Origin of the sequence: Alteribacter natronophilus, assembly GCF_006007885.1 — a bacterium.
In the GTDB taxonomy this organism is placed as follows: domain Bacteria; phylum Bacillota; class Bacilli; order Bacillales; family Salisediminibacteriaceae; genus Alteribacter; species Alteribacter natronophilus.
The window spans coordinates 861,375-886,396 of sequence record NZ_VCRO01000001.1 but is presented as its reverse complement, the minus strand read 5'-3'; the positions used below and the strand labels follow the sequence as shown (position 1 = coordinate 886,396).

General features: G+C 46.5%; 28 protein-coding genes. 22 read left to right on the top strand and 6 right to left on the bottom strand.

Annotated elements, in window-relative coordinates; translation table 11 throughout:
* Positions 1 to 22 precede the first annotated feature (22 nt).
* The 8 genes from FGB90_RS04400 (at position 23) to FGB90_RS04365 (ending at position 5,413) form a co-directional block, all read left to right on the top strand.
* Positions 23 to 226 (top strand): hypothetical protein, encoded by a 204-nt coding sequence (locus FGB90_RS04400; protein WP_138809332.1) that lies wholly within the window; start codon positions 23 to 25, stop codon positions 224 to 226.
* 207 nt (positions 227 to 433) lie between these two features.
* On the top strand, positions 434 to 1,057 hold the full coding sequence (locus FGB90_RS04395; RefSeq protein WP_138809331.1) for a cyclase family protein: 624 nt from the start codon (positions 434 to 436) through the stop codon (positions 1,055 to 1,057).
* Between the two features lie 11 nt (positions 1,058 to 1,068).
* Entirely contained in the window at positions 1,069 to 1,395 is a 327-nt protein-coding gene (locus tag FGB90_RS04390; protein WP_246056051.1) for a thioredoxin family protein, read from the top strand.
* A 7-nt stretch (positions 1,396 to 1,402) separates the two neighbouring features.
* Complete coding sequence (locus tag FGB90_RS04385) at positions 1,403 to 1,819, top strand: TlpA disulfide reductase family protein (protein WP_138809330.1); 417 nt, start codon at positions 1,403 to 1,405, stop codon at positions 1,817 to 1,819.
* A 77-nt stretch (positions 1,820 to 1,896) separates the two neighbouring features.
* Positions 1,897 to 3,030 (top strand): conserved virulence factor C family protein, encoded by a 1,134-nt coding sequence (locus FGB90_RS04380; RefSeq protein WP_138809329.1) that lies wholly within the window; start codon positions 1,897 to 1,899, stop codon positions 3,028 to 3,030.
* Positions 3,031 to 3,182: 152 nt separating this feature from the next.
* On the top strand, positions 3,183 to 3,407 hold the full coding sequence (locus FGB90_RS04375) for a hypothetical protein (RefSeq protein ID WP_138809328.1): 225 nt from the start codon (positions 3,183 to 3,185) through the stop codon (positions 3,405 to 3,407).
* On the top strand, positions 3,397 to 3,915 hold the full coding sequence (locus tag FGB90_RS04370) for a PH domain-containing protein (protein WP_138809327.1): 519 nt from the start codon (positions 3,397 to 3,399) through the stop codon (positions 3,913 to 3,915). Before FGB90_RS04375 ends, FGB90_RS04370 begins: the two co-directional genes overlap by 11 nt.
* Positions 3,908 to 5,413, top strand: coding sequence for a PH domain-containing protein (locus FGB90_RS04365; RefSeq protein WP_138809326.1), 1,506 nt, complete (start codon positions 3,908 to 3,910; stop codon positions 5,411 to 5,413). Before FGB90_RS04370 ends, FGB90_RS04365 begins: the two co-directional genes overlap by 8 nt.
* A gap of 74 nt (positions 5,414 to 5,487) precedes the next feature.
* On the opposite strand, the gene FGB90_RS04360 is transcribed toward FGB90_RS04365, so the two are convergent.
* Together FGB90_RS04360 and FGB90_RS04355 are read right to left on the bottom strand one after the other, a co-directional pair.
* Positions 5,488 to 6,453 (bottom strand): DUF2777 family protein, encoded by a 966-nt coding sequence (locus FGB90_RS04360; RefSeq protein WP_171051699.1) that lies wholly within the window; start codon positions 6,451 to 6,453, stop codon positions 5,488 to 5,490.
* 99 nt (positions 6,454 to 6,552) lie between these two features.
* The gene (locus FGB90_RS04355) at positions 6,553 to 7,494 is read right to left on the bottom strand and encodes an MBL fold metallo-hydrolase (protein WP_138809324.1); all 942 of its coding nucleotides are present in this window, start codon (positions 7,492 to 7,494) and stop codon (positions 6,553 to 6,555) included.
* A gap of 210 nt (positions 7,495 to 7,704) precedes the next feature.
* Here FGB90_RS04355 and sigI point away from each other — a divergent pair, with 210 nt between their 5' ends.
* On the top strand, positions 7,705 to 8,448 hold the full coding sequence (sigI, locus tag FGB90_RS04350) for an RNA polymerase sigma-I factor (protein ID WP_246056050.1): 744 nt from the start codon (positions 7,705 to 7,707) through the stop codon (positions 8,446 to 8,448).
* Positions 8,445 to 9,899: an anti-sigma factor domain-containing protein gene (locus tag FGB90_RS04345; protein ID WP_138809322.1), complete on the top strand. Its 1,455-nt coding sequence runs from the start codon at positions 8,445 to 8,447 to the stop codon at positions 9,897 to 9,899. The genes sigI and FGB90_RS04345 overlap by 4 nt, the downstream gene beginning before the upstream one ends.
* Positions 9,900 to 10,165: 266 nt before the next feature.
* On the opposite strand, the gene FGB90_RS04340 is transcribed toward FGB90_RS04345, so the two are convergent.
* Both FGB90_RS04340 and FGB90_RS04335 read right to left on the bottom strand, forming a co-directional pair.
* The gene (locus FGB90_RS04340) at positions 10,166 to 11,077 is read right to left on the bottom strand and encodes a hypothetical protein (RefSeq protein WP_138809321.1); all 912 of its coding nucleotides are present in this window, start codon (positions 11,075 to 11,077) and stop codon (positions 10,166 to 10,168) included.
* A gap of 38 nt (positions 11,078 to 11,115) precedes the next feature.
* Positions 11,116 to 12,147, bottom strand: coding sequence for a toxic anion resistance protein (locus FGB90_RS04335; protein ID WP_138809320.1), 1,032 nt, complete (start codon positions 12,145 to 12,147; stop codon positions 11,116 to 11,118).
* Positions 12,148 to 12,440: 293 nt separating this feature from the next.
* Here FGB90_RS04335 and FGB90_RS04330 point away from each other — a divergent pair, with 293 nt between their 5' ends.
* From FGB90_RS04330 to tatC, 5 genes are all read left to right on the top strand, one after another.
* The gene (locus FGB90_RS04330; RefSeq protein ID WP_246056049.1) at positions 12,441 to 13,772 is read left to right on the top strand and encodes a cytosine permease; all 1,332 of its coding nucleotides are present in this window, start codon (positions 12,441 to 12,443) and stop codon (positions 13,770 to 13,772) included.
* Entirely contained in the window at positions 13,763 to 14,548 is a 786-nt protein-coding gene (locus tag FGB90_RS04325) for an NRDE family protein (protein WP_138809319.1), read from the top strand. The genes FGB90_RS04330 and FGB90_RS04325 overlap by 10 nt, the downstream gene beginning before the upstream one ends.
* A gap of 41 nt (positions 14,549 to 14,589) precedes the next feature.
* Positions 14,590 to 14,961 carry a hypothetical protein gene (locus FGB90_RS04320; RefSeq protein ID WP_138809318.1) on the top strand — a complete coding sequence of 124 codons (372 nt, stop codon included), beginning with the start codon at positions 14,590 to 14,592 and terminating at the stop codon, positions 14,959 to 14,961.
* 112 nt (positions 14,962 to 15,073) lie between these two features.
* Positions 15,074 to 15,262: a twin-arginine translocase TatA/TatE family subunit gene (tatA, locus tag FGB90_RS04315; RefSeq protein WP_138809317.1), complete on the top strand. Its 189-nt coding sequence runs from the start codon at positions 15,074 to 15,076 to the stop codon at positions 15,260 to 15,262.
* 94 nt (positions 15,263 to 15,356) lie between these two features.
* On the top strand, positions 15,357 to 16,094 hold the full coding sequence (tatC, locus tag FGB90_RS04310) for a twin-arginine translocase subunit TatC (protein WP_138809316.1): 738 nt from the start codon (positions 15,357 to 15,359) through the stop codon (positions 16,092 to 16,094).
* A gap of 58 nt (positions 16,095 to 16,152) precedes the next feature.
* Here the strand turns inward: tatC and FGB90_RS04305 are convergent, their stop codons facing one another.
* Together FGB90_RS04305 and FGB90_RS04300 are read right to left on the bottom strand one after the other, a co-directional pair.
* Complete coding sequence (locus tag FGB90_RS04305) at positions 16,153 to 16,845, bottom strand: deoxynucleoside kinase (RefSeq protein WP_138809315.1); 693 nt, start codon at positions 16,843 to 16,845, stop codon at positions 16,153 to 16,155.
* 20 nt (positions 16,846 to 16,865) lie between these two features.
* Positions 16,866 to 17,507, bottom strand: a complete 642-nt coding sequence (locus FGB90_RS04300; RefSeq protein ID WP_138809314.1) for a deoxynucleoside kinase — start codon at positions 17,505 to 17,507, stop codon at positions 16,866 to 16,868.
* Between the two features lie 363 nt (positions 17,508 to 17,870).
* Between FGB90_RS04300 and yfcC the strand changes: the two genes are divergently transcribed.
* The 7 genes from yfcC to FGB90_RS04270 all read left to right on the top strand — a co-directional run bounded on the left by yfcC (position 17,871) and on the right by FGB90_RS04270 (position 24,941).
* The gene (gene yfcC, locus FGB90_RS04295; RefSeq protein WP_138809313.1) at positions 17,871 to 19,379 is read left to right on the top strand and encodes a putative basic amino acid antiporter YfcC; all 1,509 of its coding nucleotides are present in this window, start codon (positions 17,871 to 17,873) and stop codon (positions 19,377 to 19,379) included.
* Between the two features lie 117 nt (positions 19,380 to 19,496).
* A complete protein-coding gene (locus FGB90_RS04290) occupies positions 19,497 to 20,342 on the top strand; it encodes a DegV family protein (protein ID WP_138809312.1) in 846 nt (281 codons plus the stop codon).
* A gap of 127 nt (positions 20,343 to 20,469) precedes the next feature.
* Positions 20,470 to 21,333, top strand: coding sequence for a patatin-like phospholipase family protein (locus FGB90_RS04285; protein WP_281280013.1), 864 nt, complete (start codon positions 20,470 to 20,472; stop codon positions 21,331 to 21,333).
* A gap of 165 nt (positions 21,334 to 21,498) precedes the next feature.
* On the top strand, positions 21,499 to 22,716 hold the full coding sequence (locus FGB90_RS04280; RefSeq protein WP_246056088.1) for an MFS transporter: 1,218 nt from the start codon (positions 21,499 to 21,501) through the stop codon (positions 22,714 to 22,716).
* A 66-nt stretch (positions 22,717 to 22,782) separates the two neighbouring features.
* Complete coding sequence (locus FGB90_RS19580; protein WP_171051698.1) at positions 22,783 to 22,953, top strand: hypothetical protein; 171 nt, start codon at positions 22,783 to 22,785, stop codon at positions 22,951 to 22,953.
* Between the two features lie 164 nt (positions 22,954 to 23,117).
* Positions 23,118 to 24,374: an MBL fold metallo-hydrolase gene (locus FGB90_RS04275; protein WP_171051697.1), complete on the top strand. Its 1,257-nt coding sequence runs from the start codon at positions 23,118 to 23,120 to the stop codon at positions 24,372 to 24,374.
* A gap of 27 nt (positions 24,375 to 24,401) precedes the next feature.
* Positions 24,402 to 24,941 carry a DUF420 domain-containing protein gene (locus FGB90_RS04270; protein ID WP_138809309.1) on the top strand — a complete coding sequence of 180 codons (540 nt, stop codon included), beginning with the start codon at positions 24,402 to 24,404 and terminating at the stop codon, positions 24,939 to 24,941.
* The last annotated feature ends 81 nt before the right edge of the window (positions 24,942 to 25,022 follow it).

Sequence of the window (25,022 nt, the reverse complement as noted above, 5' to 3'; positions counted from 1 at the left end):
AACTGATAAGGAGGCGTTACATATGGATGACCTTAGAATGATCAGGAGAAAACTCAAGGATTTTACCCATCAGGGTTCGGAAGTGAAAAATGAGTTCCGGAGGCTGGACGATGAAAGCAAGGCGGAATTTCTCCGGGGATACCAGGTTGAAGCCGATTTTGAATCCCTGGTGAACCAGATGATGGAATGGATGGACGAGCAGGCCAAAAGACAGAACCGTTCCTGAAGAATAGAAAGGAGGGGTGTCCGTAAAAAGACATCCTTCCTTTCTTTTGTTACATTAGAGATTAGATGTTCATGTGCTGGACGCACAGGGACGTGTGAAAACGGGCGTGTTACCCCGGCTCTCATTATTTCAATGGGAAAAGGATGGATTTTAAAAGAACAAAAACCGAATGTATTCAGGGAATCAAAATAAAACAGGGGGATTTTCATGAAACTGATCGATATTACACAGCCTTTAGAAGAAGGTATGAATGTATGGCCGGGAGACACGGAGTTCACCCACCAGCCTTCCATGCAGATTTCCGGTGGTGACAGTGTTAACGTTGCCGGCATTACTATGAGTACCCATACAGGGACGCACATTGATGCCCCGTTTCATGTGGACAGGAATGGCAGAACGATTGACGAGCTGCCGCTTGAATATTTCACAGGCGAGGCAATTGTCGTGGACCTGGTCGGTAAAAAAGCGATCAATCCGGAAGACCTTGATTCCGTTGACTTAAAAGGCGTTAAAAAGGTGCTGTTCAGAACAGCTGCCGAAGAAAGTGGTCACTCCTATCACGGGTTTCCTGAAGTTTCACCGGATCTTGCAGAAAAGCTCAAAAAAGCGGGTGTACACCTTATAGGGGTGGATTTTCCATCAGTTGACCCGCTTGAATCCAAGGAGCTGCGAACACATCATGCATTGAACGGTGCAGGGATCGCCATTCTCGAAGGTCTTCATTTGTACGGTGTTAAACCGGGATTTTATGAACTTACTGCATTCCCGCTTCGTCTCCGCGGGGGAGACGGCAGTCCGGTACGTGCCGTTCTGCGGGAAACAATACGGTAGGAGGGGTCACCTTGACTGAATGCAGCAGTGAATCCGAACTATATGATATCATCGGTCAGCACCATCTCACTGTCGTATTTGTTCACACAGCCATGTGTGGAACGTGCAGGCTGGCAGACCGGTTCCTGAATATTGTGAGTCCACTTTTTAATGAGGTTACTTCAGTTAAGGCGGATATTTCGTTTTTTCCAAAGTTTGCGGGAGAACATAAAATAGAAAGTGTCCCGTGCCTGCTTTATTTCAGGGCAGGCAGAAGGGTGAAAAAGCATTATGCTGTCCATTCGGTTTCCTTTCTTTACGACCAGTTTACCTTTCTGACAGCAGCAGAGGAGGAGTAAATCAGCTATGAACGCACCAGACTTTCAGTTATACAGCCCTGAAAAAAAGCGGGAAATTACCCTTAGTGATTATGAGGGGAAAGCACTTATGATTACATTCTGGGTATCCTGGTGTCCTGACTCCCAGAGGGATTTCCCTCATAAGGAGCAGCTTTATAAAGCAATGGAGACCAGGGATTTGGATATCCTTATGATTAATGTAACAGGAAGAGAGGGCTCTGCGGAGGCTGGAGAGGAATATTACAGAAAAGAAGGTTTTACCGTTCCCATGGTGCTGGATAACGGCACGAAAACGTATGACAGCTACCGCTGTATGTCAGTGCCGACCACGTTCCTTCTGGACCGGGAACACCGTATTTCAGGAAGCTTTAATGATAAAGCTTCATTTCAGGATATTCTTACAGGAATTGCCCGTATTCTGTAAGAACGCTCATGCTGGGAGTGACAGCAGACATATGGTAAAATCAAACACAGAAAACCGTTGAGAGGAGAGTCAGATTAATGAGAATTAAGGCAATTGAACCAACTCCAAGTCCAAATACAATGAAACTGACCCTATCGGAATCCCTCCCTCAGGGTACGGCCCATAACTTTACACCGAAAAACAGGGAAGAGGCACCCGAGTTTGTGCAGAAGCTGTTTGAGATCGAAGGTGTCAAGGGAATATATCATGTTGCCGATTTTATTGCCGTGGAGCGTCACCCAAAAGCAGACTGGCAGACTGTACTTCCACAGGTCCGCCGCGTTTTCGGTGAGGATGCCGAGGAGGAAACAGCTCACTCTGCCCAGGTGGACGAGCACTATGGGGAAGTAAATGTCTCCATTCAGATGTTTAAAGGTATTCCCATGCAAATTAAAGCATCTAACGGGGAGGAAGAGATCCGCGAAGGCCTTCCGGCTGTATTTCAGCAGGCAGCCATGGATGCACAGCACCCTGAGGACAACATTGTCCTGCAGAGGAAGTGGGCAGAACAGAAACCACGTTACGGTGATCTTCAGGAAGTGGCAAAGGAAGTTGCTGAAGAAATCGAAGCAGCCTATACAGATGAACGTCTCACACGGCTTGTAAACGCTGCGAATGAGCAGACAGACGGGACCGCTAAGCCAGTAAAAAAAGAATGGCTTAAAGTGACGCCGGAAATGCTTGACCATCCTGACTGGCGTAAGCGCTTTGAGGTATTTGAGCAGATGAATCCCACTCTCGATGACCTGCCTGTTATTAAAAAGGCTCTGCAGGATGAAAAAGCATCCATGCGCAGGCTGGCAACGGTTTACCTTGGTATGATTGAAGACGAGGCAGTTCTTCCACTTCTGGAAGAAGCCCTTAAGGATAAATCCGTGACTGTAAGAAGAACGGCAGGAGACTGCATGTCGGATATCGGAAGCGAAAAAGCGATTCCTGCCATGGTTGATTCTCTTAATGATAAAAACAAGCTTGTACGCTGGAGAGCAGCTATGTTTCTTTACGAAGTCGGTGACGAAACGGCGGTGGAAGCCCTCAGGGAAGCGGAAGACGACCCTGAATTTGAAGTGAGTATGCAGGTGAAACTCGCTCTTGCACGCATTGAAGGCGGAGAAGAAGCCAAAGGTTCTGTCTGGAAACAGATGACCGATACAATTCAGAAAGACCAGTAACGATACAAACCGGCTCTCTTCTGAAGGGGGCCGGACTTTTTACTGAGCCGGCTTTTACCCCATCCAGGGGAAACTGCCCGGGTGAAGCGGTTCTCCGGCGGAAGTTATTTCAGGCCTTCTGTATTAAACTAACCATACAAAGGAGAAATAAAATGAACAGAGAACAGACGATCCAAAAGCTTGAAGAGGAAAATTACACTGATATTCTTGAACTGATTGAGGATGCCGAAAAGGGGCAGCTCGAGGAACTGGAAGTGGCAGAATCTCTGGGACTGCTATACGACCGGGAACTGAACACAGCAGTCTTAAGAGTTCTGGAGGATGAAGGTGTGAAAATTATCTACGTCAACGAGGATACAGCTGAAGATGGGAAGTGACACTGTGGAATACATTGAACCGGAAAAAAGGCCCCTTCCGGACCGGAAAATCTCCCCAAAAGCCCTGCCGGTATGGAGAATTGGTGCGGCCATAGAATTTTTGATTTCTGCAATTGTACCTCTGGCCTACTGGTGGCTTTCAAATCAGATTGCTTTTCTGCCCGGCTGGCTCCTATATGTGGTGATTGCAGCATATATCAGCTACGGCGTTTTTAATATCGCCTTATTTCCGAAGTGGCAGTGGAAAAGATGGCGCTACAGGATTTACGAAAATGAAGTTGAACTTCTCTTCGGTATTCTGGTTGTACGCCGTGTGATCATTCCGATGATACGGGTTCAGCATGTGGATACGGAACAGGGGCCGCTGCTCAGACACTATGGAATGGCGTCTGTAAAGATCACCACTGCTGCGACCGTTCATGAAATACCCGCACTGGAAGAATCAAAGGCTGATGAAGTAAGAGACCATATTGCCAGACTGGCAAGGGAAGCGGATCCTGATGAGTGAATTTAAACGCCAGCATCCGGTGTCCATTTTTGTCTCTTTTTTCAGTAACGTCAAGCAGCTCCTGATTACAGGGGCAGTGCTTCTGTTTTTTGGTTCTTCACAGCAGAGGGGGCCATGGTATTATCTTTTCATTCTTATTTTTCTCCTTGTTTTCTCCTCAATCTCCGGTTTCCTGTACTGGCTTACTTTCCGGTACAAGCTTGAAGATAGAGAGCTGCATGTGAAACACGGTCTGATATTCAGAAAAAAGCGTTACATTCATCAGGATCGTGTTCAGAGTATTGACCTGAATGCGAAGCTCATCCAGCGCATGTTTAACCTCGTTGAAGTAAAAATCGAGACGGCAGGCGGCGGGGAAGAACCTGAGTTCAGAATTATTGCTCTGAACCGCAGTGAAGCGGAAACGATCCGTGACGAGCTCCTTTATGGAGGGGATGAAGGGGAGGAGAGTGCTGAGTCAGATAGTCCCGCGGCTGTACCTGAAGGGACAGAAGGTGAGGAAGAAACCGTTCCCGCTGAAAAGAAACCTTCGGAGAGAAAAAAGAAGCCCCTGGATTACGAGTGGAAGCTGACCGGAAAGCGGCTGTTTGCTGCTGCACTCACGTCCAGCGGTATTGGTCTGGCTGCTACCTTTGTGGCTGCTGTCTTTTCACAGTTTCAGCAGTTTATTCCCGAACACTGGTATGAGACTGCGTTTGGTATTATCGTTCAGTCGTCAGTAACGTTTATTCTGATTTTTGTTCTTCTGGTGCTGCTCGTAGCCTGGCTGATCAGAATTGTCAGCACCGTTTTGAAGTACGGTAATTTCTCAATTGAGCAGCGGGGCAATGAAATTGTCATTTCAAGAGGACTTCTTGAAAGACGTCAGCTGACACTTAACCGGGATAGAATCACAGCGATCAGAATTGTGCAGAACGTTTTGAGACAGCCGTTTGGTTTCTCTGCCGTGTATGTGGAGAGTGCAGGTGGAGGAACGAAGGAAGAAGATCTTTCCACGATTCTCATCCCTCTGTGCAGAGAATCCGAAATTCAGGGCCATCTAAAAGCGCTAGTACCGGACTTTGCATTTGAACGTAAACTGACTGGTCTGCCGGGTAAAAGTATGAGGCGTTATATGATCCGCCTTGCCGTACCGGCGGCAATTGCAGCAGCGGCTGTAACCTATTTTGTGGACTACGGCGCACTCAGCTTCATAGGTCTCGCAGCTGCAGCAGGCCTCGGCTACTGGCAGTATAAAGATGCGGGAATAGGAAACAATGAACAGTTTCTTTGGATTCGCACTCGTAAATTTGCCAGATCGACAGTGATCGTTCCAAGAAGACGGATACAGACTGTAGAAGTGACGAGTCACCCTCTCCAGCGTTTGCACGGTCTTACTACACTGGAGGTATCGATTCTTACAAGCATTACAGGGAAAACATTCTCTCTTCAGCATCTGGGGGAGAACCAGGCCCTGGCGTGCTATCAGTGGTTTTCTTACGAGGACGGAAGAAGATAGTAAAGTAAGTGACAAGGGAATATAGACAAAAAAAGCCCCGGGATCCTGTGAAGGATTCCGGGGCAGTTTATTTTTCAGTCTTTTGAAAGTTCGGTAGCGTAAGTTGTTATCAGCCGTTCGCCTGTATCTGCTGTAAATTCAAACCGGTCATAAGTGCGGTCCGGCTGATCTTCAAATATCTCCCTCTCATAATGGTGCTGAACGATAAACTGATGTTTATCAGTGGCATAGGAAATGAAGTTTACTCCTTCAAACATATCCTGATCCACATCACTCAGCAGCTGGATAAGGAGTGAGTTGTGGCAGTAAACACTGTTTTCATGGAAGATTTCAAGCTTCTGCAGACCGCGCTCGAGCGCCTGAAGGGCAGGCGGGTCGAGCTCGTTAATAAGAATTCTGTATGGGTCAAACTGGACTTTGTTCAGTCGGAGAACGTCACCGTGCTTTAGTTCCACGGTTCTGCCTCCATCCAGTTCAAATTCCGCCCCTTCCCTGGTGCGGGCTTTCTGCCAGCGCCCCTTAACTTTAATTTCAAATTCAAACGGGCAGCCATCGAGGGAAAGGGCTTCCTTTTTTTCCTCGTCATAGACGTAATAATGCCGTGCTTTTTTTACGAGATGATAGTAAACATAGCTGTCCTGATAAAGAAGATCTTCAGCTTTACGCCGTTTCAGTTCCTGATGAATCAGTGCAAGGATTGATTCATTAGCCTCTTTTTCATTTTCCACACGATTCCACTTTTCAGCTAATGCTGCCGCAATGGATTGCTTGTAACCGGCCGGGTGGTCACTTCGCAGGGGGGAAATTTTGTTTCCACTGCAGAACACGTTCTCGTTTTCCCGGTAAAGGGGAGCAGGCAGTTTGTTGGCGTCCGAAGGAATATCGGGATAGGATAGAACCCCTGTAATCCGGACGGAACCGGTCCATATTTTCCGTGGTTCTGCCGTAACGTCCTCAAGTATGCCGGCATACTCCCCGTTTTTTCCTTCATTAATCCGAACTGGTTTACCTATATTCAAAGAAGCTGTTCTTCGGTCCATAAACATCCCCACTTTTAAAGAAGATTTCCGTTTCCGGGTCATTAATAATATTATAATATACTATTATACAGACAGAAAACAAAAAGCACCAAATTATTGTCAGCGGTCTGCTTTTCTGAGATAGTCCAACAGACCCATGGAGCTTACAGAAAGATCAAGTTCGAGCATTCTGCAATCTTTATCTGTCAGTTCAGTGTATTTTTCTGCATACTGTTTTATTTCCGCAAGCAGGGAATTTCTCAAATCCCCATATGAATCTCCGGCCTGGTAATGTTTTTTTCCGTAATGTATGAACACATCGAGCCAGTGTGAGAGCTGGGAAAAAACAGAATCAGTGTCATTACAGATACCGTAATGGCCGAATGCGATTTTTCCAGGTTTCAGCTTCCTGACTTTCGATGCGGAATTTATCATTTTTTCCGGATCAAACTGATTTGGAGAGGTGGAGGGGAGGATGAGGTCAAGTCCACTGCGGGCAAGGGCAGGGTACCTTACTCCAAGTGTATCGCCGCTGTAAAACGTACCCGTTTTTTCATCATATATGCCGATATGGTGATTCGCGTGACCGGGAGTGTCGTAAAAGGTCAGATTACAATTGGGGCCGATTCTAAGATGATCGCCGTCCTGAACTCTGTTTATTGCTTCCTCAGGAACAGGCACTACGGGGGAGAAAAGATCGTCAAAGGAGTCTTGATATACGTGCCGTGCTCCCTGAACGAGGCGTGAAGGGTCTGCCAGGTGGCGGGCCCCTTTTTCATGTACATAAACCGAGGCCCCGGGACAATGCTTCAGCAGCAGACCGCACCCTCCGGCGTGATCAAGATGAATATGGGTCACGATAATATTCCTGACAGCTTCCGGCGTCAGACCGAGCTTTTTAAGCCCGCTGATAATATGGGGAACAGAGATGGAAGGCCCGGTTTCAATAATAGTCAGCTTCTCTTCTGCCAGGACAAAAGACCCGGTTCTTTCTGATGATCCCAGATCAAAGCCGTCCACAATGTGACGAGCGCTGTCGAAAGTTTGTATGCTCTGTGTCAACGGTTTAGCTCCTTTCCATACTGTGTATTCGCTATCATTTTAATAGACCGTAATACAACTGTAAACAGCGTATTACTGAAATGTAATTGATAGATAGGTCGAAGGTCCACTGAATTTGTAAAATAAACTCGTTAAGATATGAAAATAACCCCACAAAAATGATGCGTACACGGCGAATACATATTAATACGCACAAGAGAGGTGCTCTGCGTGCTCAAGCGCTTAACCGTAAATACAACCAAACCTTTGGATCTTAATGGTACTGTCCTGGAAGTTCAGAAAGGCAATACCGTACTTGAAAATGAACTGATTGAACAATATATCCCTTTTATCCGAAAAACAACCGCAAAAGTGTGTAAACGTTATATAAATACAAACGAAGATGATGAATATTCTATTGCGCTGATCGCGTTTAATGAAGCCATACACCAGTATTCACCCGACAAAGGAAGTTCGTTTCTTTCCTTTGCAAGCCTCGTCATCCGCAGAAGGGTAATCGATTTCATCAGGCAGGAGCAGCGGAGGAAAATCCCCCTCTCCATTGATTATTCGGAAGAAGATAACGAAAATATGGAAAACGTGGCTGAAGTGCATGCCTCATTCCGTGAGTTTCACCAGAAGCTTGAACAGGAGTACAGAAGAGAAGAAATACTTCATCTTAAAGAAGTTTTAAAAGGATTTAAAATTACTCTCGCTGATGTGGCTGCTCAGTGTCCGAAACACCAGGATGCTAGGGAAAATATGGTGGGGATTGCCCGTGTCGTAACTGAGAGGCCTGAACTTCGCCAGACACTGATGTCGAAGAAGAGACTTCCGATCAAGGATCTTACACGCCATATTACAATGAGCAGAAAAACAATTGAAAGAAACAGAAAATATATCATCGCGGTTTCGATCGTCCTGATGGAGGACTATCGGTACCTGAAGGATTACCTTAAGGAGTGGTTGACGTGAAAAAGGGAGTCGTCATGGAAAAGCACGATCGATTTATGATCGTGATGACGCAAGAAGGGGAGTTTGTCAAAGCCAGACGGACTTCCGGTGTGAGGACAGGTGAGGAAGTTACCTATACCCCCGCCCGTACATTTGGAGTTTCCCTTCTTTATAAATACAAAACCATGGCGATCCCCGCTGCAGCGGTTCTCAGTTTTCTAATGCTGTTTTCCGTCTTTCCATTTGGCGAGAGCGACCGTGTACACGGAATTGTTGCCCTTGATATGAACCCGAGCGTGGCTTTCAAACTGGATGCTGATTACAATGTTATACACATTGCTGCCTATAATCGGGAAGGCGAGGAGCTCGTAAAACTGACCGGTCTGACGGAAAACCCTGACTCTCCTTTCAGTGACGTATCAGAGCTGGTTCTGAAAAAAAGCCGCAGTCTCGGTTATCTTCAGGAAGGAAACCGCTTGTACATATCCAGTTCGCCTGCCCTGATGGACGATGAGTTCTGGCTGGAAAACTACCAGGGGTGGGCGAACTCCCTTTACGAAGATTTCGATATCAACGTCGTTTCCCTTCTTCTTGACCAGACAAGCCTTGAGGAAGCGGAAAAAAAAGCAGTATCGCCGGGTAAATTATCACTCCTGCAGACAAACCAAGATTTATCCGTTAATACAGAAGACCTTTCGGCAATGTCGATGGACGATCTTATAGTGGAAGACACTGAAGCTGTTACTCCGGTTCAGGATGCTTCTTCGCCTGAACCCGAAGAAAATGAAAGTAAAGAAGAGGAAACGAATGAAAGTGAAAAGCAGTCAGGAAGTGCAGGGGAAACAGGAGCCCATCCGGTTTTTATAGAGTGGATACACCCTTCGAATGCCTCTTTCGTTTCCGGGAACCGAGGCGATAACGGCGTAAAGAATCATCCATCCGAGCGGGGGCAGCAGCGGGCAGCAGAAGCCAGGGATGACAGTGCTGTGGCAGAAGAAAAGGGAAAACCTGAAATAAACGCCACTGAACAGAAAAACCGGGGTAAAAATGCAGCCGAGAATAACAGCAGTCAGTCCGAGGATGCTCAGAAAGCAGAAAATAAAATCGGGAATAAAGAAAAAAGCTCTTCCGGAAACGGTAATAATGCTTCCGGTAACAGCGGTAAGTCCAGTTCCGGTGAGGATTCAGGCGAGAACGGAAAAGACAGTGACAGCAGGGGGAACAAACCCGCTAACGGAAACATTGAAAACAACGGAAACAATGGAAGCAACGGAAATAATGGAAACAAAGGCAATAATGGAAACGGCGAAAGTAATGGAGACAATGGAAGCAACGGAAGTAATGGGAACAATGGAAATAATGGAAATAATGGTAACGGTGGAAGCAACGGAAACAATGGAAACAGCGGAAATAATGGGAACAGCGGAAATAATGGGAACAATGGAAACGACGGAAATGGGGCAAATCGCTAAAAAGCTGTTTTGCAGGGCAAAAAAGCCTGCCTAGGCTCTCTGGCACCGCCGCGTGCTTTGGGGAATGTCGTTTAGCGGATCTTTACGAACTGCATACTTTTACTCATCGCTTTTAAAATTATTCTTAAAAAGCATAATGTTTATTTTAACAGGCTGATTGGAGAGCAGTGAGCGAAACTGAACAGTAGACTTTAATCAGAGCACATAAAAAGAGGTTGACCGTGGTGGAGCTGTAAAACAGCGTTACCGGTCAACCTCTTTTGTTTTCATTCCGGATCGTCATAGCGCATTTTACTTACCCTGAGGAGGTGGTTCATGTGCTCCAGTCTGTTCCGTTCAAGAGAGGAAACAATTTTCAGGGTGAAATGGTTCATTTTCTGAAGGGCATTAATCATTTCCTCTTTCTTTTCGGATTTCTGAAGCGGTGAAAGGCTCCTGAAGGTCTGTGTAAGCTGCGGAATCTCCTTGACAATCATGCGCTTGACCTGGTGTCTCTCCTCAATATCAAGGAGTTCAAATTCCTCCAGACATCTTTTGAGCGATCCGGTCACCTCAGCGAGTGCTTGTTCGAGATCGGGATCACTGGTATTTAGTTGGGGCGAATAATTGTTAAGTGCAGCCATCAGGCTGTTCTTATCTTCATTTTCCGCCGTGATTTCCTCTGGCCGGGCAGGAGCTGTTTCTTCAAGTTCGGCTGCGGGAAGGGCAGCCTGGCCTGACAGTGAAGTATCGAGCATATGCAGATGAGTGAATACCGGGCGGAACAGATGGTGATGTTTAACGTTGCGCACCATGTTTCTTCCTTCGATCTGGTAATAAATGGTGGCGTCAATACATTTGCCTAAACCATTCTCGGATTTGACGGATTTTCGGTAGGTTGTAATATAAATCCGTTTTTTTATCTGGGCCGGTGAGCGTTTCGTATCTATCAGCTCAAGATGCAGCTTTTTAGGTTTGATTTTTACTTTCAGCAGAAACCCCTTTATTTTGCGTTTAAATGTTTTGTTAAGGCGAGGCAGTTCCGAGAGAGAAGAAAGGTCAGAAAGAAATTCCTCTGTTTCATGGATCATCAGGCTTGTTGGACCTTCCTCGATTCCCGGTTCCTGCAGCGGTTTCATGTAGTTGGGAAGAAAAGGCTGTACCCACTGGTGGTGGAGCAGGCGTTCTTTAAATGTCACTGGACTTTCCTCCTTCCGGAAACTCGGCTTCAGTAGAATTATTTAAGCAGTTTCTGCTCCATTTTCTGATTCAGCTCATCCATTTCCGTAATAAACTGTTTGCTTGACTCTATAATCCGCTCGTTGGACTGTTCAGTCAGTTCGATGGCAGCGTAGACATCTTCGTATGCCTTTTTGAACGTATCCATGGCTATTGCAGGCTTTTCAAGGGTTTTAAGTGTTTCCTCAGTATTGGACTTCAGGAGGGAAGCGTTGGACGCAAGCATGGATTCGGTCGATTCATTGACGTTCTGCACAGCGTCGATTACCTTTTTCTGATTTCCGAGAGCAAGCTGAATGGATGCTGTTACAGTAATAATGTTTTTGGTCATTGTAATGGCATTAAAGATTGCTTCTTCAAGTTTGTCGTTGTTTTCAACAATGATATCAACAGAAGCGAGTGATTGCTGCAGCACGAGAACGGCCTGTTGCATGTTTTTTACTCTTGAAAGAACCTTCTGCTGTCCTTTTTGAATAGGAACCGGGTTTTCCTTCCATTCGTCTTTTTTCATTTCCTCTTCAAGCATCAGGTTCAGTTCCTTACCAATGGCAATTTGTTCGTCCAGAGAAGAAATCCGTTCCCTTGCGACAGATTTGAGCTGCTGAAGCATTACGTTATCTTCCTGCAGCCTGTCTTTTCCATGAAGAAGGGCTTCAATAATCGTTTCCACTTCGGATTCAATGGACTGATATTTCTTTGCATATTTATCGAGAGGACTTTTGCGGACAATTTTACTCAGGAACTTTTCGAAGCGGCCCTGTTTCAGATAATTGGGTTCCAGTTCTGCGACAACGTCTTTCAGCTTTGAAAGCTGATCCGGCAGTTCGTGATTAGGATCGTTCATCATATCACTTACGGGGCGTTTTAGTGATTCCAGGGATTCCCCTGCTTTTTCCTGTTCCTCTGTTCCGATTCTGCCGATGGAATCGAGTATCTCATCAAGGCTGTTTCCGGATCTGATTCTTTCCAGATAGGACATTGCATTTCCGTTTTCTTTGTTCTGCACTTCTTTTCCGTTTGTTTCACTCATCAGTATTCCCTCCTGATTCAGACTGAAAGCCTCCGGTGAGGCTGAAATTGTATTTGTTTTTATACCTTAATCAGTGTAATTTCCTGTATCTGTTCTACGTACGGCGGAGCGAAAAAGTTCCACTGGCGCTGGCTTGATTATATAATGAGGTATTTAACCCGGGCAAGATTAAACATCTGTACTATTTCTCTACCCTGTAATAATGTGATTATGCACGTCCGGTTAGACGAAACTTGTTTTAAGCGGTAATATGAACGAAGGTATTGACAACTTTTGAAAGTGTGGGGATCTGGTTGCCGAAAGCAGTAAAGTTTGAACAGCTTGGCCTGGAAGCGGTACCTGGCCATCTTAAAACAGCAAAGGCGCATCACTACATAAGAATTCAGGCTGCTGTAGCAGTAAACGCCGGGAATTTCCTTGTCCCCGCACTTGCAGTGCTTGAAGGGGGACTGAGTTTTTATGCCGCCGTAGCGAGTACTGCAGCAGGGGCTGCGCTGGCTTTTGTTTTTGTAAGCCTCCTGGCGATGCCGGGGGCCAGATACGGTCTGCCGGCGCAGTACGTAATCCGGAGCCTGATCGGAACAAAGGGTTCCATGTACCTGGCATCACCAGTGCGATCGCTGACCTCTCTTTACTGGTTTGGTGTACAGACGGTAGCGGGAACCTATATTATTATTGAACTTGTGCAGAGAGGCTTCGGGATTAACCTTCCTTTTCCCGCAGTCAGTTTTCCTCTTGCAATTCTGATGGCTTACCTGGCCGTTGTTGGGTTTGAGGCCATAAGGAAAGCGTCTGGATTCGTACTCCCTGTTATGGGTGGAGCAGCAGTAATTATGATGTGGCTGTTTCTGACAGGAGACTACCAGGGAGGTGCTGCAGCAGGGGAGGCAGTATCAGGAACAGGAGATTGGTCAGTGCCGGCGATGATGTTTTTTGCCGGACTTGCTTTTGTACAGTATGTGTCAGGAGCTGGAACATCCTCGGATATTGCACGGTATGCCAAAAGCAGCCGGCAGGCAGTTATTGGAATCTATGCCGGCAATATGCTTGGTTTTATGATGACAGCTGTGCTCGGTGCCTTTACAGCTGCAGCTGCGGGAGAATGGAATCCTTTTGTTGAAGCGAGCAGACTAACAGACTCACCGCTCCTCATTGGAATTGTTGCAGCAGCGGCTGTTTCCTCCATGATTATTATAAATCTGAACAACGCGTATACCGGAGGATACAGTCTGCTTAATACGTTCCCGGCACTCGGAAGGATCAGAAGTGCTGTCGTTTTCGGAGGGGCCGGGGTGGCAGTCAGCTGTTTCCCGGTTATCGTGGATAATGCCGACATGTTTATTTCACATCTGGGAACGGTAGTGATTCCTCTTACTGCCGTAATCATTGCAGATTACCTTTTCATCAAAAAGGGAACGCTGACACCTGAACAGGTAAGTGCGAATAACAACGCTTCCTCTTTTAACCGGACTGGAGGTCTGGCGGCGGCAGCCGGCGTAATAGTGTACGTATTCGTTCCAGATATGTTTTCCCCGGGATTTGTATCATTTTTCTTTACAATGGCTTTATACACAGCCGCAGCGGATAAACAGAAGAAGAGAAGGAAGGGGAAAGCATGTGCCTGATCGGAGTATCCATGAAACAGAATAATGAATTTCCCTTTATTATGGCTGCAAATAGAGATGAATTCTATGAGCGCCCCACACAGAAGCTGCATCAGTGGGAAGATGAGCCGGAAATCCTTGCAGGCCGTGATGAAGTGGCTGGAGGAACTTGGATGGGAATGTCACAATCCGGCAGAATTGCCGCTCTTACAAACGTTCGTGAAGTACCGGGGCATGAAAATCCGAAAAAAAGCAGAGGGAACATCGTTCGTGATTATCTTGGAGACCCTCTGTTGCCTGCAGAAGATTTTTTGGGGAAGCTTAATGAAGAAGCGACCCTGTATGATGGCTTTAACCTCCTGGCCGGAACGCCGGATAAGCTCCATTACGTCAGCAACCGCAGCAGCAGTACTGAAACGCTGACCAAGGGGATTTACGGCCTCAGTAATGGTACGCTTCATTCTGACTGGCCGAAAGTCCGGTACCTGAAACGGGGGATGGCTGAGCTGGGAAACAGTCTTTCCCGGGCTGAACTGACAGAAAGACTTTTCAGTCTGCTGCAGGAGGCTGACCCGTTTCCCGATAAACATCTTCCTGACACCGGGGTAGGAATGGAGCTTGAAAGAATGCTTTCGCCGCTTTTTATTCAGGCCGAAAGTTATGGCACGAGGTGCTCGACCATTCTGTTAATGGATGATTCCGGACGCCTGGTGATGACGGAACGGACATTCGATGGCGGCAATGTCAGGACCCGCAGTGAGGAGATTACTCTTTCCTCAAATCGCGGCTGCCCTTGATCCTGTATGTCGATTTATGGTATAGATAGGAAAAGCAGACGATGATTTCGAACGATCCGTCAGCGGGAGTGGAGGGGACAGGCATGGAAAAATCAGCGAAAGCGCTGCTTCTTACTGCAGCACTCATCTGTGCAGGCGTCTGGACAGCAGCAGTAACAGTGCAGAACGATCATGCTGCAGCAGGAAACCCGCATAAAGAACGAACTGAAATTCAACTGAAGAAACCTTCCCTGGTGCAGATGCTTAACCGGTTCCCTGCAGACGCCGAAACTTCCGATATTATACCGGATGAGTCAGCCTTGAGTTTTTCGGAATCCACAGTTCTGGATCCTGAAGCTTTCAGGAAAGGGGAGGGGATTTCCATCGACGCTCTCCTGGGAGCTGCAGAACCCCCGAATGTGTCAGACCGGTGAACTTTTTTTACTGAATAAACGCTATGTGTAGTAATTCGCACCTGATCGTTTTATAATGTAGACAGGACTTTGTTGAAAATACAGCATGAACCTTAATAAAGGAGGGTACACCATGCCGAATATTGGGATTCCGGGTCTGATTTTGATCCTTGTCATTGCATTGATCATCTTTGGCCCTAAGAAACTGCCTGAAATCGGAAGAGCAATGGGACAGACTCTTAAGGAATTTAAAGCATCCGCTAAAGATCTGACGAATGATGAAGACGATAAATCTGCAGATAAGCAGAATCAGAACAGGTAATGAAAGTGAATAGGGGTGTGAGGTGACCCGTCACCTTGCACCTTTTGTATGTAAAGACACTTTCCTCTGTTGCCGACAGTTAGGGGCGTTTCCAATGACACAGCAGGATATGAATATGTTTGATCATTTAAGTGAATTAAGAAAACGGATTATGATTGTTCTGGGATCATTTATTCTCTTTTTTATTGTGAGTTTTGTTTTTGTGAGAGATATATACCAGTGGCTCGTCCAGGATCTCGATATGGAACTGACTGTACTGGGACCCCTTGACGTACTCTGGATCTTTTTCAGCATTGCAGGAGTAATCGCTGTTGCTGTAACGATTCCGATTCTTATGTTTCAGGTCTGGCTGTTTGTAAAGCCCGGTCTGACACCTTCGGAGCGCAAGGTAACGCTCATGTACATTCCTGCTTCCGTTCTTTTGTTTGCCGGAGGACTGGCGTTCGGGTATTTTGTGGTTCTTCCGATTGTCCTGAACTTTCTCCTTGCATTAAGTGAAGGAATGTTCCAGACTATGTTCACCCCGGACCGTTATTTTCAGTTTGTACTCAGGATGACAGTGCCGTTCAGTCTTCTGTTTGAACTGCCCCTGGTCGTAATGTTTCTGACCAGCCTTGGTCTGCTGACACCGTACGGGATGATGAAAAACAGAAAATACGCGTATTTTGCCATAGTCGTTGTTTCGGTTCTTATTTCACCGCCGGATTTCATCTCGGATGTACTCGTTATTATTCCGCTGATTCTGCTGTATGAAATAAGCATCATGCTTTCCCATGCGGTTTACAGGAGGAAGCTGAAAAGAGAGCTCGAGGAGAAGAACAGCAGCGCTTAATTCTGACCTGTGATAAGGAAGGAATCAAAAAGGTGTCCCGGATCGGGACACCTTTTTTTCAGCTTTTCACGGGATTGACCGGAGAGAGTTTGAGATAGTTCAGATCTTTGTTGTGAATCAGTTCGCTGATTCCACTGGTGATCCTTTTCATTGAATCCGCATCGCGGCAGTCATATGCCTCGATATCGAGGTGAAGGACCGGGCAGACATCAAACTGCTGAATCCAGCTGCGGTACCGTTCGTGAAGATCCTTCCAGAATGCGCGGGGCGTTTTCGTTTCCATTTCCCGCCCGCGGCTGCCTACGCGCTCAAGAATTTTATCCAAATCCCCGTCAATGTAAATGAGGACATCAGGTTTGGGGAAGTAGGGGGACATGACCATCGCTTCGAAGAGAGAGTGATATGTATCATAATCACGGCGGGTCATATTGCCGTTATCAAACTGCATCTTTGCAAAAATCCCGACATCTTCATAGATACTTCTGTCCTGTACATATCCTGCGCCGGTTTCGTGCATCTGCTTCTGCTGTTTAAACCGCTCGGCGAGGAAATACATCTGAAGATGAAATGACCAGGCTTTAAAATCATCGTAATAGTCTTCCAGATAAGGGTTTCCATCCACTTTTTCAAAAGATGCTTCAAAATTGAGTGTGTCTGCAAGTGTTTTTGTGAGGGTGGATTTTCCTACACCTACAGTACCTGCTAGGGTAATCAGCGCATTGTCCGGAATACTGTGCCGGTTTTTATTCATTGTAAAACAACTCCGTTTCTCTACTTTTCAATCGGTACAGCTCCCAGTGTGTCCATAACCTGCTGCCTGATATGGCTGTAATCATTTTTACGGTGTACAAAATCGAGCTCGTCACCTGAAAAAGTGAGTACCGGGATATCGGGATGGGTCTCTTTAAAAGTGGCAATAAACATATCGTAGTCGCTGGACAGCTGTTTCAGATATGCCGGATCAATCTGCTGCTCAATGGTGCGCCCCCGGCTGGCGATCCGTGATAAGAGCGTATCAAGACCCGCATGCAGGTAGATAATCATATTAGGTTTGGGTAAATCAGCGGCAAGAATCTGATAGATCTGATCATACTTTCTGAAGTGCCTGTCCTTCAAAGTCTGTTTAGCGAAAATTCTATTTTTAAAAATGTGGTAATCACTTACAACCGGTTTCCGGCTGTCCAGCTGGAACCGCTGGATATCTTCGAGCTGTTTGAACCGGTTGCACAGGAAAAACATTTCTGTCTGAAAGCTCCATTCCTGAATATCTTCATAAAACTTACCCAGAAACGGGTTCTCTTCAACAATTTCCTTCAGCAGGTAATAGTCAAAGTCTGCTGATAGCCTGGTGGCTAAAGACGTTTTTCCAACGCCAATCGGCCCTTCAACGGCAATGAATGGTGTCGAAGTCATAATGGAATCCCCCTTCCTGTACGAATATCTTTTTCCAGGTACACAAAACAATACTTCGTTATGTTACAGTGCCGAAAAATAAAAACAATGATAGTTTAACATATTCCAGCATATTTCTTTACACTTTCGACAACATTTTACCAATATTTATTTTATTAAATGGGTTTTTAATGGGTGTTAAAGGATGTTTTTGTAAAGCCTATTTAAGGGTATTTATCAGCGTATCTGCTTTTTACAGTCAGGCATTTAAAGCTGACATCCCCTCTGTATGGGCAGAATGGCCGAAAAGCGCGGACGGGCGGCTGTTCTGGCATCCATCTTGCATTAAAGTCCGGCACAAATGATTGAGAGAGGAGCAGGGAAATGGAACAGAAAAAGAAAAAATTTCAGACACCGGATACCTTTGTAATTATTTTCTTCGTCGTACTGGCAGCAGCTTTACTGACCTATGTCCTGCCTCAGGGGCAGTTTGAGACTGAGGAGGTTACGTTCACCACCTCTGACGGTGGAGAGGACACCAGGACTGTGCTGGTCCCGGGGAGTTTTGAAACGGTTACCGGAGAGGATGGCGAACCGGTACGTGACGGTGCACCTCTTTTTGAAGGGGGCGGCGGTGCCGGTTTTCTCAATTACGTTTTTGAAGGTCTTGTATCAGGAGATAAATGGGGATCCGCTGTGGGTGTTATTGCCTTTATTATCATTATTGGCGGTGCGTTCGGAATCATTATGAAAACACGGGCAGTGGAAGAAGGGATCTTTTCGGTTATTAAGCGGACGAAAGGGAGAGAAAATCTGATCATCCCGGTTATGTTTGTTCTCTTTTCCCTTGGAGGTGCGGTATTTGGAATGGGAGAAGAGGCCATCGCTTTTGCCATGATTCTCATTCCCCTCGTTATTGCCCTTGGTTACGATGCGATTACTGGAATTATGATTACATACGTAGCGACGCAGATCGGTTTTGCCACGAGCTGGATGAACCCTTTCGGGGTGGCGATTGCCCAGGGCGTAGCTGACGTGCCTGTTCTGTCCGGAGCAGAATTCCGGATTGCCATGTGGGCATTTTTCACTCTTGTAGGTGTAACCTATACGTGGATTTATGCTTCCAGAATCAAGAAGGATCCAACCCGTTCTGTATCCTATGAATCGGATGAGTATTTCCGTAAGGATTTCAGTCATGAAGATATTCAGAGCCGCTTCGGATTCGGCCACGCCCTGGTTATTGGTGTCATCGTTCTCGGGGTAATCTGGATTGTCTGGGGTGTTGTCAGACATGCTTATTACATTCCGGAAATTGCAACACAGTTCTTCACGATCGGACTTGTGGCGGGGATCATTGGCGTTATTTTCAAGCTGAATAACATGAGAATAAACGACATAGCGGACGGGTTTAAAAATGGTGCGAAAGATCTTCTGCCTGCAGCCCTGATTGTCGGAATGGCAAAGGGAATTGTCATTATTCTCGGCGGGGATGATCCGGGAGAACCATCTGTTCTCAATACGGTCATGAATACGGCAGGCGGATCTCTTGAAGGGCTTCCGGTGGCAGTGTCCGCCTGGTTTATGTTTATGTTCCAGGCGGTGTTTAACTTTTTTGTTGTCTCGGGATCCGGCCAGGCAGCTCTAACGATGCCGCTTCTGGCTCCGATGGCGGACATAGCCGGCGTAACGAGACAGGTAGCCGTGCTTGCCTACCAGCTGGGAGATGGATTTACAAACATGATTGTACCTACTTCAGCGGCCCTGATGGGGGTGCTCGGAGCAGCGAGGCTGGACTGGGGAAAATGGTTTAAATTTATCATCAAATTTCAGCTGCTGCTATTTGTGCTCGGCTCGGCCTTTGTTATTACTGCTGCCCTGATTGGATTCAGTTAAGGGTATCTCATTTATGCTGAAGGCTGGTAAATAAGCCTCAAATCTCTTAACAAGGCCGCCCCCCTGTAGTATGATTAGGAGAGCAAATGTAAGCAGCAGTAAAGGGGTGCTCACGTGATGAACAGGAAAGTTAAAATTGTAACCGATTCTACGAATGATCTTCCGAAAGCGGTGACGGACGAGCTTGATGTGACGGTTGTCCCGCTATCGGTAACGATAGACGGTAATTCATATACAGATGGAGTGGATATCACACCAGAGGAATTTATAGGTAAACTGGTAAACAGTGAATCCATCCCGCAAAGTTCCCAGCCTTCCGCCGGTACATTTCTGGAAACCTACGACAGTCTCACGGAGGATGGCAGTGAAGTAATCTCCATTCACATGACGTCAGGTATGAGCGGGACTTACAACTCAGCGAGAACGGCTTCCACCATGACAGATCAGAAGGTTCATGTGGTGGACTCCGGATTCATTTCACTGGCTCTTTCCTTTCAGGTAAGAGAGGCAGCTCAGATGGCACGAAAGGGATATTCATCTGCTGACATTCTCTCACGTCTGAAGGAAGTAAAAGAGAATTCCTCGCTCTTTATTATGGTGGATACGCTTGAATATCTGGTGAAAGGCGGAAGAATCGGCCGGGGAAAAGCCCTGGTTGGATCACTCCTTAAAATCAAACCCGTCGCATCCCTTGCCGACGGTGTCTACACGCCTGTAACCAAAGTAAGGACCCATATGCAGATGATTAACTTCTTTAAAAAGAAATTTGAGGAAGAAACAGCCGGGCGGACAGTGAAAGGGATTGGAATTGCCCATGCTGATGCACTTGAGCTTGCAAATAAGCTTAAGGAAACAATCCGGCAGGTAACGGATTACACGGATATTGATATTTTTACGACGACTCCTATAATCAGTACTCACACGGGACCCGGGGCACTGGCCCTCATGTATTATACTGATTGACAGTGGTCCGCTCCTTCTTCCGGGGGAGCGGATTTTTTTTATGTCTTACTGTCTGAATGTTTATATTTGTAGAACGAGTGAGCTTTCGATAAAATGAATGGAGAATGAGTTAGAGGAGGAAGTTGTGTTGGTACAGCAGGATCATGTCGGGTTAGTATTGGAAGGCGGCGGTATGCGGGGGATGTACACAGCAGGCATTCTCGAGTATTTTCTGGAGAATGACTGGCATTTTCCGTATGTGATCGGTGTGTCAGCTGGTGCGTGCAACGCTGCTTCCTATGTCTCCAAACAAATAGGCCGTAATGAAAAAGTAACGATTGGCTACTGTAAACATCCGGATTATATATCCTATAAAAGATGGTTTACAAGAGGCGAACTGTTTGGAATGGATCTTATCTTTGACCGGATACCCAATAAGGAAGTTTTCTTTGATTTTGATGCTTTTTTCAACTCCGAGCAGAAATTCCTCGTGGGCACCACAGACTGCGAAACAGGCGAACCGGTATATTATGAAAAGAATGAGGTCGGGGATTCATTCCTGAATATTCTCAGGGCATCCAGTTCCCTTCCTTTTGTAGCCCCGGTTACGAGCTACGGGGATAAGATGCTTATGGATGGGGGGATCAGTGACCCGATTCCCCTCAGCAGGTCAATTATGGACGGCAACAGAAAGCATGTCGTTGTCCTGACACAGCAGGACGGCTACCTGAAAAAACCACTGAGCCGGGGAAAGTGGTTACTGAGAAGAAAATACAGGAACCAGCCGGGACTTGTTAAAGCAGTGGAAGGCCGGTCCGTTGTATACAACCGGGCCATTGAAGAAGTAAAACAGGCTGAAAAGGCAGGGAATGCCTTCGTATTTCGGCCGGATGAACTGATGGGCGTATCCCGTATAGAGAAAAGAGAGGAAAGACTGACGGAACTGTTCAGGCATGGATATGAGCACGCCAGGAACCGGGCTGAGGAATTACAGGCATTTCTATCATCCTGATTTATAAGAGTTAACCTGCTTTCAAACCCGGAAAAACATCCGGGTTCTTTTCTTTTTTCAGGCACGGAAGATCCAAAAAAGGTCATCTTCTCATCTGCATGAACATAAGGTATACTATTTAGATACGCGAAATAAATTTATCCGGAACTGGAGAAGGTGTTGCTCATCGGCACGGAAAAACGAAATTTATGGATTATGTGGTTTGCAAACTTCTTTGTTGCTGCAAGCGCCACAATGGTGCTTCCCTTTCTGTCACTTTATATTGAAACCTTCGGCACTTATTCACCTGATTACGTCCAGCGCTGGTCAGGTTTTGTATTTGGTGTTACCTTCCTCGTAGCCTTTCTGGTTTCTCCTTTCTGGGGAAGGTTTGGAGACCGCTTCGGCAGGAAGAAGATTCTTCTGTTTACCGGTTACGGGATCGCCCTCTCCATTTTTTTAATGGGCTATGTGGATTCCGTTATGGAGTTATTCATACTTAGAATGTTCATGGGAGTCGTGACAGGTTTTATTCCGACATCCATGGCTCTCATATCAGCCCAGACAGATAAATATATTGCAGGGAGAGTACTGGGTACCCTCCAGATGGGGACCGTGAGTGGAGGTCTTATTGGGCCAATGCTTGGCGGAGTGCTGGCAGATACTGTCGGTTTTACGTATACTTTTGTAATTACAGCTGTTGTCATTACGCTTGCGACTTCGTTAGTAGCGATCGGCATCCGGGAAAAGAGACCCGGTTACAGCACGAAAGGGCATAAGCGCAAAAGCATGGGGGAGGTTCTCACTCTCATTGTGAAAAGCAGAATGCTGTTAATGGTTATGATTGTATCTCTTATAGTGCAGACAGCCAATTTCAGTATCCAGCCGCAGCTGGCTCTTTATGTCAGTTCGCTTCTTACTGTTGAAAATGTTGCTTTTCTTGCAGGCTTTGCCTTTTCTGTGACCGGACTCGGAAACCTTGTGGCTACCCGTTTCTGGGGTAAACTTGGTGATGAAATCGGCCACGAAAAAGTACTGTTAATATGTCTTGTTCTTGGAGCGCTTTTCTTTCTGCCGCAGGCTTTTGTAACAAACATCTGGCAGCTTATTGTCCTCAGGTTTCTGTTTGGGATTCAGATTGGCGGTATTATTCCGTGTGCCACTGCGTATATCCGCAGGAAAGTACCGCTGGATGTTCAGGGGGAGGTTCTTGGCTATAACCAGAGTTTCCGGTTTCTGGGCAATGTAACAGGACCGGTTCTTGGGGGGATTATCGCCGGTTATTATACGATTTCCTCTGTTTTCTACATTTCCACGCTTCTCTTTGCAGCTGCAGCGTTTGGAATGTGGTGGGGGTTAAAAGGTGAAAAACGCCGGCATAAACAGCCTTCTGCATCCGCCTGACTGTTCGCAGATGCACAGGGGATGGTACAATGGAACGTGATAACGTGGCAGAGGAGTGAAGCCGGAATGCTTCTCACAAAAAAAGAAAAGAAACTTCTGATCCGGGTGCTTAAAAAAGAAAGGAACAGGCTCTTTGGTTCAAAGGAAAATAAAGACGATGTCCAGGCTGTGATAGAGAAACTGGAGCAGAGTACCCGAAATGAAAAGGTGAATAAAGTTAAACCATCAAAGCTCTGAATGAAAGAAACAAAAATGTCCCGTCACAGACGGGGCATTTTTTGCGGGAACAGCTGCTACTCTCAGCGTCTGCTGTGAAAATGGTCAATTTTTGTCCATTCCCTGGAAACAGACTTTCCTGTATACTACAGGGTGGTATTTATGAAAAAGGAGGAAGGTCGGTTTTGATAATCTGTAAAAAATATATTGCTGCGGTATTGGCAGCTGGAATTACGGCGGCGGTCACTGCCTGCGGAACCGCAGATTCTGAACCTGCAGAAGATCAGGCAGCAGATATTGAACATGGCGAGACAGAAGATGATGACAGTGAGAGTGCAGAGTCGCCCGGTGCGGATTTTCAGGATGATGAGCCCTCTGCTGATTCAGAAGAAAGCAGCCCCTCTGGAATGGAAGCAGGTGAGCTGACCGTTTCCTTCCTGGATGTGGGGCAGGGGGATGCTACTTTGTTTCAGACAGAAGAAGTGACGGTTCTGGTTGATGCGGGCCGCCACGACCGGTCGGACGTGACGGAGCACCTGGAACACCTTGGCGTTGAGGAGATCGATATTCTGGCAGGAACACATCCCCATGCAGATCACATCGGTCAGATGCCGGATGTAATCGATTCGTTTGATGTCCATGAAGTGTGGATGTCAGGCGGTGAAGCGACTTCACAGGTTTTTGAACGCACTATAGATGCAATAATGAGCTCTGATGCTTCCTATGATGAGCCGAGGGCCGGAGACGTTTTTGAGGTTGGCGGACTCATTATAACAATCGTTCACCCTGAAAATCTGACTGGTGATTTAAACGATGATTCTCTCAGTATGAATATCGCCTATGGTGAGGTGAACTTTCTACTGACGGGTGATGCTGAAGAAGGGGCTGAAGCCCGCATGATTGAGCGGAATGAACCATTGGAAGCCGAGATCCTGAAAGCGGGTCATCATGGCTCTTCAACCAGTTCCACGCCGGCTTTTGCTGAAACCGTAAATCCTGAAATTGCCGTTTATTCTGCAGGAGAGAATAATCAGTACGGACATCCACATGATGAGGTGAGACTGCTGTTCAGTGAAATGGATATTCCTTTTTATGGAACAGCCGAACACGGGACTGTTACGGTAATTACAGACGGAGCGGGATATGAAGTGCACACTGAACATGATGCTTCATCTTTTTATGACGAAAATGAGGGAGAGACCGGCGGTGAAGAGAACGAACCCGGCTCTGAAGAAACGGCTGCAGCTGATTCGGACTGCATCGACGTGAACACCGCATCGCCGGAAGAGCTGGAAAACATCATCCATCTTGGTGAAGCACGGGTTCAGTCTTTAATTGACAAAAGACCGTTTGATTCTGTCAGTTCCCTGACTCGCATTTCCGGCATTGGGGATGCCCGTGTCCAGGAAATTCTTGATGAGGGACTTGCCTGTACTTCATAGTATGAATATAGAAATGGAGCGAGCGATTTGAAAGCATGGAAATGGATTAACCGGAATTATGTTAAAACCGTTATAGTTGTTACGTTGATTGTGAATGCCCTTGTGATAGCCCTGTCCTACCTGCCGGGATACCAGGGAGAGCTGCCTTATGCAGTTCGGCAGCTTCCGCTCCTGAATGCAACTCTCAACAGTTTTACGTTTATTTTTCTTGTTTGTGCACTGGTCGCCATTTTATGGAAACGCAACATCAAAGTACACCAGCGGTTTATATATGCTGCCTTTACGACAACCTTTTTCTTTCTTATCTCTTATGTAACCTATCACTTCCTTGCTCCCTCCACATCATATGGCGGAGAGGGATGGCTGGCCGGTTTGTATTACTTTATTCTGATCACTCACATCGTACTGGCTGCTGTCATTGTGCCACTGGCACTGATGAGTTTCTTCAGCGGATACAACGACCACCGGGAGAGACACCGGAAATGGGTGAGATTTTCGATGCCGATGTGGCTGTACGTAAGCCTTACAGGTGTACTCGTTTATATCCTTATCTCCCCGTATTATTAAGAAGTGAAAAAGTATTAAGGTGCGGCAAAGTTGTTTTGCGCACCTTTTTTTGTTTCAAAATGAGTACTTCCCGGCTGATTT